16 protein-coding genes and 1 other RNA gene are annotated in these 18,813 nt (G+C 43.1%); 3 read left to right on the plus strand and 14 right to left on the minus strand.

Annotated features, from left to right (window positions below):
- Positions 1-25 precede the first annotated feature (25 nt).
- The 14 genes from ftsA to rsmI all read right to left on the minus strand — a co-directional run bounded on the left by ftsA (position 26) and on the right by rsmI (position 15,956).
- Positions 26-1,294 carry a cell division protein FtsA gene (gene ftsA, locus A9260_RS15515; protein ID WP_068700564.1) on the minus strand — a complete coding sequence of 423 codons (1,269 nt, stop codon included), beginning with the start codon at positions 1,292-1,294 and terminating at the stop codon, positions 26-28.
- 2 nt (positions 1,295-1,296) lie between these two features.
- Positions 1,297-2,073: a cell division protein FtsQ/DivIB gene (locus A9260_RS15520; protein ID WP_156684075.1), complete on the minus strand. Its 777-nt coding sequence runs from the start codon at positions 2,071-2,073 to the stop codon at positions 1,297-1,299.
- A 126-nt stretch (positions 2,074-2,199) separates the two neighbouring features.
- Positions 2,200-3,660, minus strand: coding sequence for a UDP-N-acetylmuramate--L-alanine ligase (murC, locus tag A9260_RS15525; protein WP_068700567.1), 1,461 nt, complete (start codon positions 3,658-3,660; stop codon positions 2,200-2,202).
- A gap of 28 nt (positions 3,661-3,688) precedes the next feature.
- Positions 3,689-4,756, minus strand: a complete 1,068-nt coding sequence (gene murG, locus A9260_RS15530; protein ID WP_068700569.1) for an undecaprenyldiphospho-muramoylpentapeptide beta-N-acetylglucosaminyltransferase — start codon at positions 4,754-4,756, stop codon at positions 3,689-3,691.
- Positions 4,746-6,017, minus strand: coding sequence for a cell division protein FtsW (ftsW, locus tag A9260_RS15535; RefSeq protein ID WP_082957163.1), 1,272 nt, complete (start codon positions 6,015-6,017; stop codon positions 4,746-4,748). Before ftsW ends, murG begins: the two co-directional genes overlap by 11 nt.
- 27 nt (positions 6,018-6,044) lie before the next feature.
- Positions 6,045-7,388, minus strand: coding sequence for a UDP-N-acetylmuramoyl-L-alanine--D-glutamate ligase (murD, locus tag A9260_RS15540; RefSeq protein ID WP_068700571.1), 1,344 nt, complete (start codon positions 7,386-7,388; stop codon positions 6,045-6,047).
- A gap of 3 nt (positions 7,389-7,391) precedes the next feature.
- On the minus strand, positions 7,392-8,474 hold the full coding sequence (gene mraY / locus A9260_RS15545; RefSeq protein ID WP_068700574.1) for a phospho-N-acetylmuramoyl-pentapeptide-transferase: 1,083 nt from the start codon (positions 8,472-8,474) through the stop codon (positions 7,392-7,394).
- Positions 8,471-9,832: a UDP-N-acetylmuramoyl-tripeptide--D-alanyl-D-alanine ligase gene (locus tag A9260_RS15550; protein WP_068700576.1), complete on the minus strand. Its 1,362-nt coding sequence runs from the start codon at positions 9,830-9,832 to the stop codon at positions 8,471-8,473. Before A9260_RS15550 ends, mraY begins: the two co-directional genes overlap by 4 nt.
- On the minus strand, positions 9,829-11,316 hold the full coding sequence (gene murE, locus A9260_RS15555) for a UDP-N-acetylmuramoyl-L-alanyl-D-glutamate--2,6-diaminopimelate ligase (protein WP_068700578.1): 1,488 nt from the start codon (positions 11,314-11,316) through the stop codon (positions 9,829-9,831). The genes A9260_RS15550 and murE overlap by 4 nt, the downstream gene beginning before the upstream one ends.
- Positions 11,317-11,324: 8 nt before the next feature.
- Positions 11,325-13,118, minus strand: a complete 1,794-nt coding sequence (locus A9260_RS15560) for a penicillin-binding transpeptidase domain-containing protein (protein ID WP_082957164.1) — start codon at positions 13,116-13,118, stop codon at positions 11,325-11,327.
- The gene (gene ftsL / locus A9260_RS15565) at positions 13,118-13,453 is read right to left on the minus strand and encodes a cell division protein FtsL (RefSeq protein WP_068700581.1); all 336 of its coding nucleotides are present in this window, start codon (positions 13,451-13,453) and stop codon (positions 13,118-13,120) included. Before ftsL ends, A9260_RS15560 begins: the two co-directional genes overlap by 1 nt.
- Positions 13,450-14,400, minus strand: coding sequence for a 16S rRNA (cytosine(1402)-N(4))-methyltransferase RsmH (rsmH, locus tag A9260_RS15570; protein WP_068700583.1), 951 nt, complete (start codon positions 14,398-14,400; stop codon positions 13,450-13,452). Before rsmH ends, ftsL begins: the two co-directional genes overlap by 4 nt.
- Positions 14,401-14,636: 236 nt before the next feature.
- Positions 14,637-15,028, minus strand: an RNA gene (gene rnpB / locus A9260_RS15575) — RNase P RNA component class A.
- Positions 15,029-15,092: 64 nt separating this feature from the next.
- Positions 15,093-15,956: a 16S rRNA (cytidine(1402)-2'-O)-methyltransferase gene (gene rsmI, locus A9260_RS15580; protein ID WP_068700586.1), complete on the minus strand. Its 864-nt coding sequence runs from the start codon at positions 15,954-15,956 to the stop codon at positions 15,093-15,095.
- Positions 15,957-16,018: 62 nt separating this feature from the next.
- Between rsmI and A9260_RS15585 the strand changes: the two genes are divergently transcribed.
- From A9260_RS15585 to A9260_RS15595, 3 genes are read left to right on the plus strand one after another with little or no spacing between them, the layout of a single operon-like run.
- Positions 16,019-17,845 carry a penicillin-binding protein activator gene (locus A9260_RS15585; RefSeq protein WP_068700588.1) on the plus strand — a complete coding sequence of 609 codons (1,827 nt, stop codon included), beginning with the start codon at positions 16,019-16,021 and terminating at the stop codon, positions 17,843-17,845.
- Entirely contained in the window at positions 17,829-18,197 is a 369-nt protein-coding gene (locus A9260_RS15590; protein ID WP_068700591.1) for a YraN family protein, read from the plus strand. The genes A9260_RS15585 and A9260_RS15590 overlap by 17 nt, the downstream gene beginning before the upstream one ends.
- Positions 18,198-18,199: 2 nt before the next feature.
- Complete coding sequence (locus tag A9260_RS15595) at positions 18,200-18,790, plus strand: phosphoheptose isomerase (RefSeq protein ID WP_068700594.1); 591 nt, start codon at positions 18,200-18,202, stop codon at positions 18,788-18,790.
- The last annotated feature ends 23 nt before the right edge of the window (positions 18,791-18,813 follow it).

Genomic DNA, 18,813 nt, shown 5'->3' on the forward strand with positions numbered 1-18,813 from the left:
TTTCTCCGTTCCCTGTCTACTCAGGTTAAAATTCTTTTTGTATCCAATTACGCATTTTGCTAAACAAGCTAGTAAGTGATGACTGCTGCTTCGGTTCCGAATACTCACCATCATCATTAAAATTGCTGTCTTTGCCATAATGCAATAAACCAACTGCCGTAGAATGGTACGGCTCCTTTACATATTCTGTTAAGCCTTTGACTTCTCTAGGCTTTCCGATTCTGACTTGATTGCCGAACACACGTTCTGCACACTCAGCCAAACCTTCAATTTGTGACGCTCCACCGGTTAAAACGATACCGGCTGCGATGTGGTGGTGCTTACCACCGTTTTCGCGCATTTTGGTTTGTGCATTTTCAATCGCTTGATTGATCAAACCCATAAGTTCAGTATAACGCGGTTCTATCACTTCAGATAAAGTTTGTCGTTGCAAACTGCGTGATGGACGACCACCCACACTCGGTACATTCACTGTATCGTCTTTGCTAACCAACTCACTCATCGCGCAACCGTACTTCACTTTAATTTCTTCAGCGTCGTTAATCGGTGTACCAAATGCGTAAGCAATATCACTGGTGACTGAGTTTCCTGCATAGGAAAAGACTTCGGTATGGCGTAAAGCGCCACCAGTCCAAAGAGCAACATCCATTGTACCTGCGCCGATATCGACAACACATACACCGAGCTCTTTCTCGTCTTCAGTAATCACGGCATCGCTAGAAGCAAGGCCGGAAAAAATAAGTTGTTCAACCGTTAAGCCACAACGCTCAACCGCTTTAATGACATTTTTAGCCATGTCATTGTGGCATGAGATCATATGTACGCTAACTTCCATACGTACACCTGATAAGCCTAACGGATTTTTTATGCTCGTTAGATGATCTATTTTAAATTCTTGTGGAATAACGTGCAGAATACGTTCTTCTTCACCAATCTTAATTGAACGAGCAGTATGAATCGCACGATCCATATCGTCCTGAGAAACCTCTTCATCAGAGATGGTTCCCATGCCTTTTTCAAAGCGACTGGTAATATGCTGACCAGAGATAGAAAGATAAACACTACTAATCTTATGTTCAGCCATTAATTCAGCTTGGTTAACAGCACGTTCTACGGACTTAATAACAGAGTCAAGATCATTAACTCCGCCTTTATCCATGCCGCGGGATGGACTGCTACCAGCTCCAATAATATTGATCTGTCCATCTGGAAGAATCTCGCCTACTAACGCTAATACAGTCGCTGTACCGATATCCAGAGCAACAATCAGATTGTCATCCATACCCTTGGTCATTACTACTCTCTATGTTTTTTCTCGTCGGTTAACCAACCAATGGCGGCCCCGGTGTCGTATCTCAAATCTATATAGCTTATTTGTTGAGCTTTTTCATTCAAATGTCGATAAAGGTCAATAAATCGCTTAATTCTTTCTTGTAACGCATCTTTACCTAATTCTAGGCGAATACCGTTATCTAGTATCAGTTGCCATGCATGTCGATCATTTAATACCACTGACGTTATCTGTAAACCTAGGTCTGAAAACTTCGGCTCTATATCACGCCAAGTTGCCAATACATTATCGGCTTCTGCTTCAGGACCATAGAGCTTAACAATATCTTGGTCTTGCTCTAGCAACTGACCAGGGTCGGCATAAAAAATCTGACCTGTATCATTTAATAGTGCATTACCATTCCAGATTGCAGCTGGATGGTTTTCAATTACAAAGACCTTAATTGTTTTTGGCCACTGCTTACGAATTGCTGCGCTGGCAACCCAAGGAAGTGTTTCAACTGCATTTTGCAGTTCATTTACATCTTGCGTCATAAAGGTGCCAAACGGCTGAACACGCGCTAAAGCACTCTGCACATCAGAGTTATGCACATATTCTAAGTTACCTTCAAGGACAAACTGAGAAAGGGGCAATCGTCCACTATCTCGCATCCATGCAACCGTGGAATAAATACCAAAAACGATCAACATCACCACGAAGAGTAAAAAACTCGCATCAACCCAAGAAAACTTGAATCGTGGCTTTGATTGGTATTCGGTTTCGACGTCTAATGTAGATTCCATTGTAATATTATCGTCGACTTCCTAATAAACGGCACATACGCCAACAAGGGCAAGTATATCTATCATTCGATTATACTTACCCGACATGATCTTTCCATAGCTATACGGGATATTTCGATACGGAAACTAGTTTTTTTGCATTGCTCTGATATTCAGCTCTAGCTTTTCTAATTTTTTAGCTACCTTTCCAACATCACCGGCACCTTGTGTAAGAACAAGATCGCCATCACACAATAAATTACCCAAAATATTAGGTAAGTCATTTTGTTCTTTTATAAAGATAGGATCGATTCTTCCTCGTCCGCGAATTGCGCGACATAAAGAACGACTATCTGCGCCCGCAATCGGTGCTTCACCTGCCGAATAGACATCCAATATTAATAGCACATCAACTTTATCTAGAACATTAGCAAAATCGTCAAACAAATCACGAGTTCGGCTATAACGGTGAGGCTGAAAAACCATCACTAAACGTTTATCAGGCCAACCTGCTCTTGCTGCATCAATTGTCACATCAACTTCACTTGGGTGATGTCCATAGTCATCCACCAGCATGGCTTTACCATTACCTGTTTCAAACTCACCAAGATGTTCAAATCGACGTCCGGTACCTTGTGTTGACAATAGCGCAGATAAAATAGCGTCATCTGAAATGCTATCTTCGGTTGCAACTGCAATAGCGGCTGAAGCATTTAACGCATTGTGTTTACCTGGCATATTCAAAGTAATATCAAGGTCACTTTGCCCTTCACGTTTAACGGTAAAGAAACTTTGCTGACCTTGTTGACGATAGTTAACTATCTTAACGTCTGCGTCATCAGAAAAACCGTAGGTTATGACCTGACGGCTGATCGTTGGCAGCATTTCACGAATCACAGGATCATCAATACACATAATTGCCTGACCATAGAAAGGCAGTTTGTGTAAGAAGTCACGGAATGTCTGCTTCAGAACTTCAAAATCACCGCCATAAGTATCCATATGGTCAGCTTCGATGTTCGTTACAATCGCAACCATCGGCTGTAAGTGTAAAAATGAAGCATCACTTTCATCGGCTTCTGCAATCAGAATACGGCTTGAACCTAGACGAGCATTTGTGCCCGCACTTTTTACCAGACCACCATTAACAAACGTTGGATCGAGACCCGCTTCAGAATAAATTTGTGTCACTAACGCTGTGGTTGTAGTTTTACCATGAGTACCGGCAACGGCAATACCATGACGATAGCGCATAATCTCTGCCAGCATTTCCGCGCGACGAACAATAGGAATTCGTAAAGACTGCGCAGCCACAATTTCAGGGTTACTTTTATCAATCGCAGTAGATACTACGACTACACTGGCATTTTCAACGTTACTCTCGGCATGGCCAATAAAAATAGTAGCGCCTTTACTTTGTAGGCGCTCAGTCACTACGTTCTGATTGATATCGGAGCCTGAGATAGTATAGCCTTCGTTTAGCAACACCTCCGCAATACCACTCATACCCGCACCACCAATACCAACAAAGTGGATGCATTTTACGCGACGCATTTCTGGAATCATCGCTCGGATACGTGCTAAATCTTGTTTGTGTTCAATTACCATAATATTCTCTTGCTCAATACTGTTGAGATTAACCGCGTTCGCTTAATGAGATAATTGCCTCTGCGACAATTTTATCTGCGTCAAGCTTAGCCGCCTGACGTGCTTTGATAGCCATCTCAAGTAATGAAGCTCTGTCTAATTCCTGAATTATTTGTGTTAGCTTACTAACCGATAAATCTTGTTGTTCAATCATTTTTGCAGCGCCAGCATCCACTAGGTAGTCACCATTGAGTGCTTGCTGTCTGTCTTTGTGTGGATAAGGAATAAAGACTGCCGCAAGGCCTGCTGCTGAGACTTCCGAAACGGTCAGTGCGCCCGAACGACACACAATTAAATCGGCCCATGCATAGGCGCCAGCAACATCGTCAATAAACTCAGTCACCTTAGCTGTCACACCAGCTTGATGATAACGAGCTTCCACATCGGCTTGATTGTCTTTTCCTACCTGATGCCAAACCGTATAACCATCACCTAGTTCGGCTAAAGTCGGCGCTAGTGTATGGTTTAAAATGCGCGCCCCTTGGCTGCCACCCATCACTAATATACGAATATCACCATCACGAGAGGCTAATCTTTGCTGTGGGGACTCAAGAGTCGTTACATCCGTTCGTACTGGATTACCCACAACTTCGGCATTAGGAAATGCCCCAGGAAAAGCTTGAAATACTTTACTTGCCACTTTAGCGAGCCAACCATTGGTTAGGCCTGCAACTGCGTTTTGCTCATGCAGCACTAAAGGAATGCCACACTGACGAGCCGCAATACCACCCGGGCCGCTCACATAGCCACCCATACCTAAAACAACATCAGGCTGGTATCGTTTAATGTGTGCTTTCGCCTGAAAAATAGCGTTGATAATCTGAAATGGCGCTTTAATCAGCTTCGCTATTCCCTGGCCTCGAAGTCCTTTGACTTTAATAAAATCGATCTCGATACCATGTTTAGGCACTAAATCAGCTTCCATACGATCTTCGGTACCTAACCAGCGGATCTCCCAACCCTGCTGTTGTAGGTACTTAGCTACCGCAAGACCTGGAAAAACATGTCCGCCCGTTCCTCCGGCCATAACCAAGAGGCGCTTATTTTTAGTTGTCATTTTGCGTCTTACCTTGTTTATCTTGTTGATCTTCGTCTTGCGTTAATGATTCTGAGTATTCAAACAGCCGCTGTTCATGATCGATGCGGATCAATATACCTACCGCAATCGACATAATAATTAAACTCGACCCACCGTAACTGATCAGAGGTAATGTCAAACCTTTGGTTGGTACCATGCCGGCTGCTGCGCCAACATTAACCACCGATTGAAAGGCAAACCAAACACCAAAGCCAATCGAAAGATAACCGCTAAAAACATCTCCGGATTCAAATGCTCGCTTACCGATAAATACCGCCTTAAACACTAAAGCGAAGATCAGCAGCAATATACAAGTTACGCCAATAAAGCCCAGCTCTTCACCCATTACTGCAAATACAAAGTCGGTATGCGCTTCAGGAAGATAAGCCAGTTTTTGAATTGAATTTCCTAGCCCTTGACCAAACCATTCACCACGACCAAACGCCATCAATGATTGTGTTAACTGATAGCCACTGCCAAAAGGGTCTTCCCACGGGTCTAAAAATGAAGTCACACGCTTCATTCGGTAAGGTTCAATCATGATTAGAACAGCAATACCCATCATGCCAGCAAACGCTAGAGCTAAAAACTGCCACAGCTTAGCGCCGGCAATAAATAACATAGCAAAAATGGTCACCAGCATTACCACTACTGTTCCGAGATCGGGCTGTCCTAATAGCAAAACAGCTAATAAGCCAAATACTACGAAAGGCTTAAAAAAACCGCCAAAAAAGCTGGCTCTTACTTCATGTTGCTTACGGAATAAATAACCTGCCATAAAGATAAACAATGAAAGTTTGGCAAGTTCAGCTGGCTGAAAATTGATGACACCTAAGGAGATCCAGCGTGATGCACCATTTACAGACTTACCTGCAAATAACACCACAAACAATAAAAACATACATAGGGCGAGTAGCCACGTACTGTAACGCAACAACATTTTTGTCGGGATATGGACAACAACAGCCATCACGCAAAGTGCCAATATAAGATAAAAAGCATGGCGAATAGCAAAATGGAAAGGTGAACCAAAATGCGAGTAGCTTATTGGTAAAGAAGCCGATGTCACCATCACCAAACCAGTTAACATTAATGCTAATGTTAACCAAACTAGATGTCGGTCATAAAGAACGGGTAAAGTTGAATTTTCCTGAGCATCCAATACATCTGGGGATGCCACAGCATCATCATTTGATGTAGGAGTCGATTCCTTTCCATGAAACCGAGAGAGCCAACGCATATTTCTCACTTTTTTCCGTTCTCTTTTTTAATTTGCATCCTGCAGCTCACCATTATGCTGAGCTAGCTGAGTAAAGATATCCCCGCGCTGCATAAAATTAGCAAACTGATCTAAACTGGCACAGGCCGGAGAAAGCATCACCATATCACCTAGCTTGGCTTTCTGTCGAATCACGGTAACCGCTTCTTGCATGCTATCGAAGTAAACACTGTTTTCAGATAATGATAGTAACTGCTTACCATCAGCGCCGAAGCAATATAACTCTACATTTAACGAACAAAGCGCAGGCTTTAACTCAGAAAAATCAGCACCTTTACCGGCACCACCGACTAACAAATATAAACGACCGCTAACATGCAGTCCTTTCAGTGCAGCTAAAGTGCTGGCAACATTCGTGGCTTTTGAATCATTGACCCATACAATACCGTCATTACGACTGACAACCTGACAGCGATGCGCTAAACCAACATAAGATTTAAGTGCATCAAGAGCGGCTGCAATATTAACCTCAGCAGCATCAAGAAGCGCAATAGCAACCAGCGCATTTAACATATTGTGCTGACCGACAATAGAAAGCTCATTGGTCGCCAATATTGGGTGATTATCACAAGTTAACCATAACTGACCTTGATGTTCAGATAAGCAGTATTTTCCTTGCTCTACTCCAAACTCAACTAATCCTAGTGATTCACTAGGGTAAGTCGCTTTGTCATCTGCATTCACTATCTTAATGTTCGCATTATCAAAAATGCGCAATTTGGCATCACGATAATCATGCATGCCTTCATACCTATCCATATGATCTTCAGATAGATTAAGAAACGCTGCCGCTTGTAAAGAAAGGCTAGATGTTGTTTCTAGTTGAAAGCTTGATAACTCTAAAACAAACAGATCGGCATCAGTATTTAATAGCTCTAATGCCGGGACACCTATATTACCACCCACTGCCGTTTTAACTCCGGCAGCATTGGCCATAACACCGGTAAGATCCGTTACGGTACTTTTTCCGTTTGAGCCCGTAATGGCTAAAACAGGCTTAGTGACAGCCCAAGCAAATAATTCAATATCACCAACAACCGGTATCCCTTGCGCAATCACCTTTTGTAACTCAGGTGTTGCTAAAGCAATTCCAGGGCTTGCGACAATAAGATCAGCATGCTCTAGCCATTGTTGATTTAAGCCGCCACTAAATAAAGGGATATCATCACTAAGATGTTCAGCCCCAGTAGGGTTTTCTCGTGTATCAATCACCTTGATGGTTAAATCTCGGCCTAATTGTAACGATACCTTTTGTAGGTGCTTCACCACTGACAAACCAGTAATGCCAAGCCCTATAACGACCACTTCTTGAATTTTTTGCCACTGCTGCATGAATTAACGTACCTTCAATGTCGCAAGACCAATAAGCACAAGTACGATAGAAATAATCCAAAAACGTACAATAACACGCGGCTCTGGCCAGCCTTTTAGCTCATAGTGATGATGTATTGGCGCCATACGAAATACTCGTTGACCGCGCAATTTGTATGAACCAACCTGAAGAATTACCGATAGGGTTTCCATAACAAATACCCCACCCATAATCACCAATACAAATTCTTGACGCACTAAAACTGCAATGGTGCCTAACGCTCCACCTAATGCCAGAGAACCTACATCACCCATAAAGACTTGCGCAGGATAAGTGTTAAACCATAAGAAGCCTAACCCAGCACCGACAATTGCCGTACAGAAAATAACAAGCTCACTGCTTTGTGGCACATAAGGAATATGCAAATATTGGGCAAAGTTAACGTTACCGGTCGCATAAGCAATAATCGCAAAGCCTGATGCGACAAGGATAGTTGGCATGATTGCCAAGCCATCTAAGCCGTCAGTTAGGTTCACCGCGTTACTGGTACCGACAATAACAAAGTAAGTCAGAACAATATAAAACAGCCCTAGTTGAGGCATGATGTCTTTAAAGAAAGGAACCACTAACTGAGTTGCAGTAGTGTCTTTACCGTGAGCGTATAGTGCAAAAGCGACCACGATAGCAATCGCTGACTGCCAAAAGTACTTCCAGCGAGCAATCAAACCATCGGTATTTTTACGCACAACTTTTCGGTAGTCATCCACAAAGCCAACCACACCATAGCCAAGCAGCACAAACAATACCGCCCATATATAAGGGTTAGATAAGTCTGCCCATAACAAAACCGTAATGGTGATCGCCGCCAGTATCATTACGCCTCCCATAGTAGGAGTGCCATGTTTACTTAGGTGAGATTCAGGTCCGTCATGACGAACAATTTGACCAATTTGTAATAGTTGTAGACGACGAATTAATTTCGGCCCCATCCATAGTGAAAGCACTAAGGCAGTCAGCACACTTAAAATCGAGCGAAAAGATAGGTAATCAAATAGACGAAAAAACGAAAAATGAGGCTGTAGTAAATCCGCTAGCCAGATAATCATTGAAATTTCTCCTTAAGAGCAGCGGCCACTTTACTCATTTGTGCGCTGTTAGCGCCTTTCACAAGCAAGGTGTGTTGAATGTTGGGTTGATTAGAGATGTGTTGTTCAACAAAGTCTAAAAGGCTTTGATGATTTTCAAAGTGATGACCACCAGCAACATCACTAATTACCTTAGTGTCATCACCGTAAGTCAGCACATACTCAAACTTAAATTTTGCGGCATATTCACCGACTTGACGATGAAGTTCAAGGCTTTCTTTGCCTAGCTCAGCCATAAAGCCAAGAATAAGCCAGCGGTTTCCTTCAAAGTGACTTAATAAATCAGCGGCAGCCTTCATCGCAGGCACACTCGCGTTATAGCTATCATCGATGAGCTGTATTGTGTCAGACAAACGCTCTACTGCAACTCGCCCTTTCATTTGGGCTACAGCTTCAAGGCCTGCAACCACAGTTGATAATGCGCTGCCCATATTTAATGCGATGGCAGCGGCTGCAACGGCATTGGCAACATTATGCTCACCAACAATACTCAGCTGTACTTTAGCCATCCCAAAAGGAGAATGAAGATGAAACTTAGCTAAACCATGATGATTGACTTGAATATTAGTCGCGTAATAATCGGCTAAAGCATTATCAAAAGAGAAGGTTTGTACTCGTTTATCTTGTAATAATGGCAACCACAATTCGCCACCCTGACTATCAAGGTTGTACAGTGCTAAGCCTTTCTCATCTAAAGTGGAAAAGATCTCACCTTTGGCTTTCATTACGCCTTGCAAAGAGCCAAAACCTTCAAGATGCGCGGCTGCCACGTTATTTACTAAGGCAATGTCTGGCTTAACTAAGTTGACGGTATATTCAATTTCTTTTTCGTGATTAGCGCCTAATTCGATAACCGCAAAATCGTGTTGTAATGTGGCACGAAGCAAGGTTAACGGAGCGCCGATATCATTGTTAAAGTTCCCCGCCGTCGCCAGCGTTTCCCCTCTCAATGATAAAATAGAAGTTAACATCTCTTTGACGGTGGTTTTACCGCAGCTTCCGGTAATAGCGACTTTTGGGATAGACGTTTTGGCAAGGTTCGCCGCGCCAAGTTGCCCTAAAGCTAACTTACTATCGGTCACAATCACTTGTGGTAATGATAAAGGCAGTTCGCGCTCAACTAAAAGTGCAACAGCGCCTTGAGAAAGGGCTTGTTCACAAAAGTCATGAGCATCAAAACGGTCCCCTACTAGTGCCACAAATAATCCATGAGCGGCTATATTTCGGCTGTCCGTTGATACTGATTCGATAGCAACATCATCGCCAACGAGACGTCCATTGACGGCTAGGGCAATTTCGGAGAGTAAAGTACGAATCATTTACCTAGCTCCAATAACTGCATAGCGGATTCGCGATCAGAATAATGAATGGTCTTATCTCCTAAGATTTGATAGTCCTCATGACCTTTGCCTGCTAACAAAATGATGTCATTAGATGCTGCGTTTTCAATAGCATAGGACAAGGCATTGAATCTATCATGTAAAACAGTGACAGACTTTTGATTTGAAACGCCTTTTAGCATATCTTCGATGATTATTGAGGGGCTTTCGCTACGTGGGTTATCATCTGCTAATATCACATGATCAGCAAATGTCTCACCTATCTTAGCCATCATCGGTCTCTTGCCCGTATCTCTGTCGCCACCGCAACCAAAAATAGCCCACAGCTTGCCTTTGCAATGCACACGTAATGCACGTAATGCTTTTTCTAGTGCGTCTGGAGTATGAGCATAATCCACCACTACTTTGGCTTTGTCAGCAGTTTGAAAAAGTTCCATCCGACCAATAACAGGTTTTAGTTGTACTGATGTCTGCTGTAACTGTTTGATATCAAAGCCAAGACTTAATAACGTCGTGAAAGCAAGCAGTACATTACTGGCATTGAACTCACCAATTAATGATGTCTGTATTCTTCCTGCGCCCCAACAACTATCAAAGGCAATATCAATACCTTGCTCTGAGTAGTGAATATCAGAGGCGTACATATAGCGTTCAGTGGACGGTTTTTCCGTCATAGAGACCGCGATAGCATCAGGTACAGATGCTAGCCATTGTTGACCAACAGCGTCATCCACATTGATAATTTTGTGCTTACATTCATGCTCGGTAAATAAGCTTAATTTAGCGTTAGCGTAAGTTTGCATATCACCGTGGTAATCAAGATGATCACGGCTCAAATTACTAAAAACAGCAGCATCAAACTGCAATGCTTTAATTCTGTGCTGAACCAAACCATGAGATGAAATTTCCAGAGCAGTAAGATCAGCGCCTAATCCGTTAAGTTGCGCCAGTGTTTTACATATTTCAATGGCGCTTCCAGTGGTGTTTTTCGCTTCTTTTAAAGAGGCTAAAAAACCATTTCCGGTAGTGCCCATTACCGCGGCCCGCTTACCGATACTGTCCAACCACTGAGCAATAATTTGGGTAATGGTTGTCTTACCATTGGTCCCCGTAACCGCAATTAGGTTCATCCCATCAAAATGATATAAACGATGAGCAAGTGCCGATAAATTTACCCCAAGATTATCGAGATACAATATCGGGGTCTGCTCCATCCACACCACAGTGCCATGACAGAGATTGACGTCACTTTCTGCAAGTACCAGAGTGGCACCAGATGTCACCGCATTAGAGATAAAACGGCGTCCATCAACAGTGTGCCCTTTAATTGCCACAAAGGTTGAACCTGCGACAATATTTCGGCTATCTAACTCAAGATCGCCAATATTGATGCTGGCAAGATCATCACTGAGATTACTCAGCCAAGGCTCGACTAAGTACTGTAAGTTGCATTGAAAATTCATACTACTTCTTAATTTGTATTTGCATCAGGCGGCACATTAAGGATCTGCAATGCCCCTTTGAGTACGACAGAAAAGACTGGCGCGGCAACTGAACCACCATAGTAATCATCACCTTGCGGCTCATTCACTACGACAACCAAAGCAACTCTTGGGTTACTAATTGGCGCGACACCGGCGGTAATAGTCACGTATTCATCACTATAGCCACCTGCTTTTGCTTTTCTTGAAGTACCGGTTTTTGCACCCACTCGGTATCCCGGTACTGCCGCTCTCGTCGCCGTGCCCCCTTTATGGGTCACACCTTCGAGCATTTCTAATACTTCTCGCACATGCTTAGAATCGGCGATTTGTTTGGCGGGTAGCTGTTTACTGCCTTTGACGATATGCAAAGGTTTAAAACTACCATAACTACCAAGAGTGGCGTAGGCATGAGCCAGTTGTAATGGCGATACCGTCAAACCATAACCAAATGCTAAGGTTGCAATTTCAAACTTCGACCAACGACGTCGATTAGGGAATAAGCCCGTGGTTTCGCCCACCAGGTTAATACCCGATGCTGAACCAAAACCAACCGATTGATACATCCCTAATAACGAGTCCAATGGCATACCCAGCGCTAAGTGAGTCACACCAATGTTACTGGATTTTTTAAGAATGGTTTTTAAATCAGCCTTACCAATTTTGACACTGTCTCGAACGCGACTACCACCAATACGCATGATGCCGTTACCAGTATCGATGATCGTATTTAGATCCGCGGTTCCATTATCTAAAGCAGCTAATACCACAAAAGGTTTCACTGACGAGCCGGGTTCTAATGCATCGGTAATAGAGCGGTTACGCATTCTAAATGTTTGTAGCTGATCTCGAGTATTCGGGTTATACGATGGCGAGTTCACCATTGCCAGTATCCCACCAGTTTGAACATCAATGAGCACTACACTGCCTGATGTTGCTCGATGATCAGCAACCGCCTGCTTGATTGCTCTATAGGCGATGGCTTGCAAACGTTGATCGATAGTGAGCTGTAACGGACTTCCTTGCTCACTTTTTGTCATCGAAATGTTTTCAACTACACGCCCATCTCGATCTTTACGAACCTTTCTTGAACCATCATGGCCTGATAGCCATTTGTCATAACTTTTTTCTACACCTTCTAAGCCGTGACTATCAATCCCCGTCACACCCACCACATGAGCACTGACCTCACCGGTTGGATAGTAACGACGAGATTCATCACGCAGCCCGATACCTTTGAGCTTTAGCTCTTTAATGTATTTAGCCATTGCAGGACTAACTTGGCGCTGAATATAGATAAAACGGCGATGTTTATTTTTATCTATTTGATGAATTAAAGCTTCTCTATCAAGGTGCAAGACATCGGCAAGTGCATGCCAACGAGTCACATCTTGTAGGGCATCCCCTTTTTCAAAAATGGTTCTCGGATCAGCGTATACCGCTTCAACAGGCACACTCACCGCAATTTGTTCACCATTACGATCGGAAATAATACCGCGAGCAGAAGGCAGAGCCTTTACACGAACAGAACGCATATCACCTTGTTTAATCAATGAATCAGGTTCAATGACTTGGATGTAAGCCACCCTGACAAGTAATGCGCCTAAAAGAATAAGTATGAAGGCGATAACAACTTTATAGCGCCATTCAATAATGCTAGTGTCGGCGGGAACAACTTTAATCGGAACGGCTTTTTTAGCAGTGCGCTTCTTGGCAGGCTTAGCTGTTTTAGTCGACTTGGTTGCTTTGGTCGGCTTTGCCGGTTTTTTCTTGGGTAATTTCATTACAATTTAACTATGACTTCTTTATCGGAATCTGGACGTTTCATTTCCAGATCAGAGGTCGCTATTTTTTGCACGCGACTATGTTCAGAAAGGGCATTTTCTTCAAGAATCAGGTTGCGCCATTCTTCATCAAGTTGCTCTCGTTGCTCAAGCTCTTGATCTTTTTGTGAGATAACCTGTCGCGTCATATGCGTGGTTAACACCACTGTAATCGCGGTAAAAAACACCGTGATTAATAGAAATAGAGGTACGCGACCTGCTGTAAATAAATCGCGTACAATGATTAGCCCTAATCTTGGGACTTTAGGCTGAATCAATTTCTCTGATTCACTCATAGTTTTTCCGCAATCCTTAGCACTGAACTTCTTGCTCGAATATTAACATCGAGTTCTGAAGTAGAAGGTTTAATTGCCTTACTGATCGCTTTCATCGCCGCACTACCAAGTGCACGGATTTGATCTTCAGTCATAGGAATACCATGCGGAACTTGCGGCCCACGACTCTCTTTACGTATAAATTGTTTAACCATACGGTCTTCTAAAGAGTGGAAGCTAATAACCGATAAACGACCTTCTGCTGCAAGAATATTTTTAGCACCATTTAGTGCGGTTGCAATTTCATCAAGCTCACTGTTGATGTAAATGCGGAATGCTTGAAATGAACGAGTTGCTGGATGCTTTTTCTCTTTAAAGCTTTTTGGCGCGGCCTCAGAAATAAGCTTCGCTAGTTGACCGGTACGCAATAAAGGTTCGTTCTCTTCATTCTCACGGTAGGCTACGATGGCTTTCGCAATTCGCCACGCGTGTTTGTCTTCACCAAACTCACGAATAACCCAGGTAATATCTTCAACATCGGCATCTTTTAGCCACTGCGAAACAGGGATCCCAGATGTTGGGTCCATACGCATATCAAGCGGGCCATCTTTCATAAAGCTAAAGCCACGCTCAGCATCATCTAACTGCGGAGATGACACGCCAAGATCAAGCAATACACCATCAACCTGACCAACCAGTCCGCGTTCTATCGCGTACTCTTCGATTCCAGAGAATGGGCCATGAATAATCGTGAATCTTGGATCATCAATTTTTGCAGCTTCAGCAATGGCTTGAGGGTCTCTATCGATACTAAATAAGCGACCATTGTCACCTAATTTAGACAATATGTTACGGCTATGACCACCTCGACCAAAAGTACCATCAATATAAGTACCATTTGGTTTGATATTTAGGCCATCAATTGATTCATTTAGCAAAACGGAGACGTGTTTAAAGGATTCGCTCATTGCAAAAGCTCGAGTTAATTAGAGAACTATGAGCTTAGTGTACTTAAATAGTCTGGTTTAGTCAGCGATAGTAACTAAAATCACATAATTATTACTTAAATAATGCAAAGAGTTGCACCATTAATAGTAATCTAGCCAATAGATGGTTTATTAATGAGAAACATTGAATTGGTTTTATGTTGAGCAGTATGTTGAGCAGATAGCAAAAAACCTCGCCGAAGCGAGGTTTTTTTAAGAGTTGGAGCATACCTATAAGCCGGGTTCTGTATCCGCTTGCGCGGTGATAGCCATTCGTCTAGGCCAGCAATCGCTCACTGGCTCAAGCAACCTACCCGCTCCCATACGCGAGCAACGCAATGTGGGAGCCTATTTGGTCTTGCTTCGGGTGGAGTTTACCTTGCTACGAACTGTTGCCAGACGCACGGTGCGCTCTTACCGCACCCTTTCACCCTTACCTGTGCTCACTATCAAGATAGGAGCCATCGGCGGTTTTCTCTCTGCTGCACTTGTCGTGGGCTTGCGCCCCCCAGGCGTTACCTGGCACCCTGCTCTATGAAGCCCGGACTTTCCTCCCCTCCGTCAGTCTCCCTAAGGACATCAACGAAGCAGCGACTATCTGGTTAGCTCCGTCGCGGATTGTACTGACAAAGATTACAGATGTCTAATCAAATAAAAGCGATAAGCTTTATTGATTAATCTAAGTGCTCCAATCCCCATTTATATAACGCATTTTTTTTCAGGCTATAAATTTCAGCTGTTAATGCTGCGGCTTTTTTCAGTGGCAACTCTTTAGTTAAAATAGCTAAGCTGCGACGCGCCTCTTCTGGCAGTTCATCACTGCTGTCTTCACGATGCCCATGAACCAACAGCACCATCTCGCCGCGAATACGGTTTGAATCTTCTTCAAGCCAAGGGATAAGCTCACCCAAAGGCAAACCTTGAATGGTTTCAAAGGTCTTGGTTAGCTCTCTAGCTAATACCACTTGGCGATCAGGACCAAGCACATCGAGCATATCGGCTAATGAATCCATGATTCGATGCGGTGACTCATAAAAAATACAAGTACGCTCTACTGAGGCTAATTCTAAAAAGCGGTCTTTACGACCTTTGCTTTTTGGCGGAAGAAAACCTTCAAAGCTAAAACGATCAGAAGGCAGGCCTGACGCACTTAATGCGGCAATCACAGCACAAGCCCCCGGCAGAGGGACAACTTGAATACCCGCTTTTCGGCACTGATTGACTAAATGGTAGCCAGGATCACTAATTAAAGGCGTCCCAGCATCCGAAACTAAGGCAATAGACTGCCCTTCTAAAAGCTTTGTGACTAAAACTTGAGCTTTTTGCTGTTCATTATGATCATGCAAAGCAAAAGTACGAGTTGATACATTGAGATGGGAAAGTAACCGTCCTGTATGACGTGTATCCTCAGCTGCAATAAGGTCTACACTGCTTAAAACTTCAACCGCACGTAGCGTAATATCGCCTAAATTTCCTATTGGAGTTGGGACGATATAGAGAATTGCAGGCGAAGAATCAAAAGAATTGTTATCTGTCATTTGTTTACCGTCACTTGAGGGATTATTATAGAAGTAATTAATCCACAATTATTAAAGAACTCATGGCGCAAAAAAATCGATCTGGATACAGTGTATCACGCATTCTTACTCCCATAGCATTGTCTGTGCTCCTTGCAGCTTGTTCGAGCCCATCCTCTGATCCAGAAGTTGCGCAGCAATCTAACATACTTAATCAACCGACTCAGACCTCTGAGTACTATTTGATTAAAGCTGATGCTTCTGATGGTTCAGAACAAATAGATTGGCTCATTCTATCTTTAAAAGCTGCAGTTACAGAAAATAACAGCGGATTAGCTAATCGTATCATTCATCGATTAGCTCAACAGAACATGAGCGAAAGTCAGCAAGCCGAATGGCAACTCGCGCGCGCTCAGCTGTTATTAAACGATGAACAGCCTACCGATGCGATAAAACAATTAAACTTCCGTAATGAATGGCGTCTTGATAAATCTCAATGGCAGCATTACTACCAGCTCCGCTCTGATATCTACCAAGCACTCTATCAGCCACTTAAAGCAGCCCGCGAACAAGTGATGCTAGTAGATTTCTTATCAGAAGATCAACAACAGCAAAATGTGGATCAAATCTGGGCACTAATGAACAGTGTTACCGTTGATGAGCTAAAAGCAATGCAAATTGCTGAAACAGAGCATGAGCTTCTAGGCTGGCGTGAGCTGGCGGTATATAACCAATCATACAGACATAATCTGCCAAAATTACAAAAGTCATTACAGGACTGGATAGATAGCAATGTGCATCATCCAGCGGCGTTATATACGCCAAAAGAGATTAAAGAAATCTTGGCTCTAGAAATTATCCAGCCAAATAAGACCGCTTTAATTTTACCTTTAAGCGGTAAATTTGCTAAACAAGCTAACTTAATCAAAGATGGTTTTGTGTTTGCGATGATGCAAGACGAAAGCCGTCTTCCTGAAACCGAATACGTTGTGATTGATAGTAACAAAAATGACGTACCGCAAATTCAGCAGCAACTAGAAGAGCAAGACGTTGATTTTATTGTTGGGCCTTTGATGCGTAATACCATCGAAAAACTGCAAGATGCTGAGCAACAAAGCTCAAGCCCAGTCCCTATGCTGGCTTTGAATTTCCCTAAAGACATTCTCGATGGCAGCGATTTCTGTTATGTCACTCTTTCTCCAGAGCAAGAAGCGGAAGAAGCGGCGCGACACTTAGCTGAATCTGGCGCTAAGTATCCTCTGATTATTGCTCCTCGTGGCAATTACGGTAAGCGTATAGCAGCTGCTTTCACCACTGAGTGGAAGAAAAACAATGAAACAAAAAGTGCGGTTTCGTACTTTAGTTCAAAAAACCAATTACAACGTGCTGTGAATGGTGTGTTTGGACTACAGGGTAGTCAGCAACGCATTGCCCAGATGAATAAGCTGATGGGTATGGAAATGGAGTCAGAAGAACGCTCTCGCCGAGATATCGATGCAGTTTACATCGTGGCCGGTGATGCAGAGTTGAATCTAATCAAACCATTCATCAATGTTGCCATTAACCCAGAAGCCACACCACCAAAACTGTACGCTAACTCCCTAAGCAATACTGGCGTTAAACGCGCCTCTCAAGATCTTTCAGGGGTTATCTATAGTGATATTCCAATGCTTGTTGATCCTAATGAAGATCTAGATAATCAAATGCAAGGTATCTGGACTAAGTCCAATAACCAGCAAAAACGATTACGAGCATTAGGTATGGATGCTTATAGTCTGGTAAATTCACTGCCAAATATGAAAGTCAGCCCAAGTCATTCGATTAAAGGACAAACGGGCGTTCTAAGTATTGATGACCGATGTGTCGTTCAGCGTCAACTAAGCTGGGCAGAATATGAGTCTGTTAAATAAACAGGCGATAGGATATAAATATGAGGCCATAGCTCAGCGATATCTCGCCAAGCAAGGCCTCGTATTTATTGAGAAAAACTTTCACGCTAAATGCGGTGAAATAGACCTAATAATGCAAGATAAACAAGAGTTTGTCTTTATTGAGGTTAAATACAGGACGCAGCAATACTTTGGCAGTGGAGTCGATGCAGTCTCAAAGACTAAGCAATCAAGACTCAAAAAAACTGCAATGTTGTGGCTAATGAAAAATAACCATTCCCCCGATAACACCTATTTTCGATTTGATGTCGTCTCTCTAAGTGGTCAATCAGAGCAAGTCGAATGGATACAAAACGCAATTGTTGAAGGATAAAAATGCACGAGAGCATAAAAGCGAGCTTTACTGAAAGCATACAAATTCAAATCGCCGCCGCTGAAGAACTGCCTGATGCGATAACGCACGCTGCGCAGGCAATGGTGAGTACATTATTAAATGGAAAGAAGATCCTGTGCTGTGGTAATGGCGGTTCTAACGCAAACTCTCAGCAGTTTGCATCCAGTTTATTAAATCGATTCGAAACCGAAAGACCCAGTCTTCCAGCAATGACTCTTAGCTCTGATATCACGACTCTAACTGCGATAGCCAATGACTATCACTACCAAGAAGTCTTTTCAAAGCAAGTGAGAGCATTAGGTCAGCAAGGTGATATTTTACTCGCCCTTTCAACCAGTGGTAACAGTAAAAATATTATTAAAGCTATGGAAGCGGCGGTCACAAGAGATATGACTATTATCGCGTTAACCGGTAAAGATGGTGGCGAAATGGCCGGCTTACTCGGCGAGCATGATGTTGAAATACGCATCCCCTCAAATAGAACAGCGCGTATTCATGAAGTGCATATGCTGACACTGCACTGTCTCTGTGATCTCATCGATCAGGTACTATTCCCGGAGCACGTTGAGTAATATAGATCACCAGTGAGGATATC

The organism is Vibrio sp. UCD-FRSSP16_30, assembly GCF_001676025.1.
GTDB lineage: Bacteria > Pseudomonadota > Gammaproteobacteria > Enterobacterales > Vibrionaceae > Vibrio.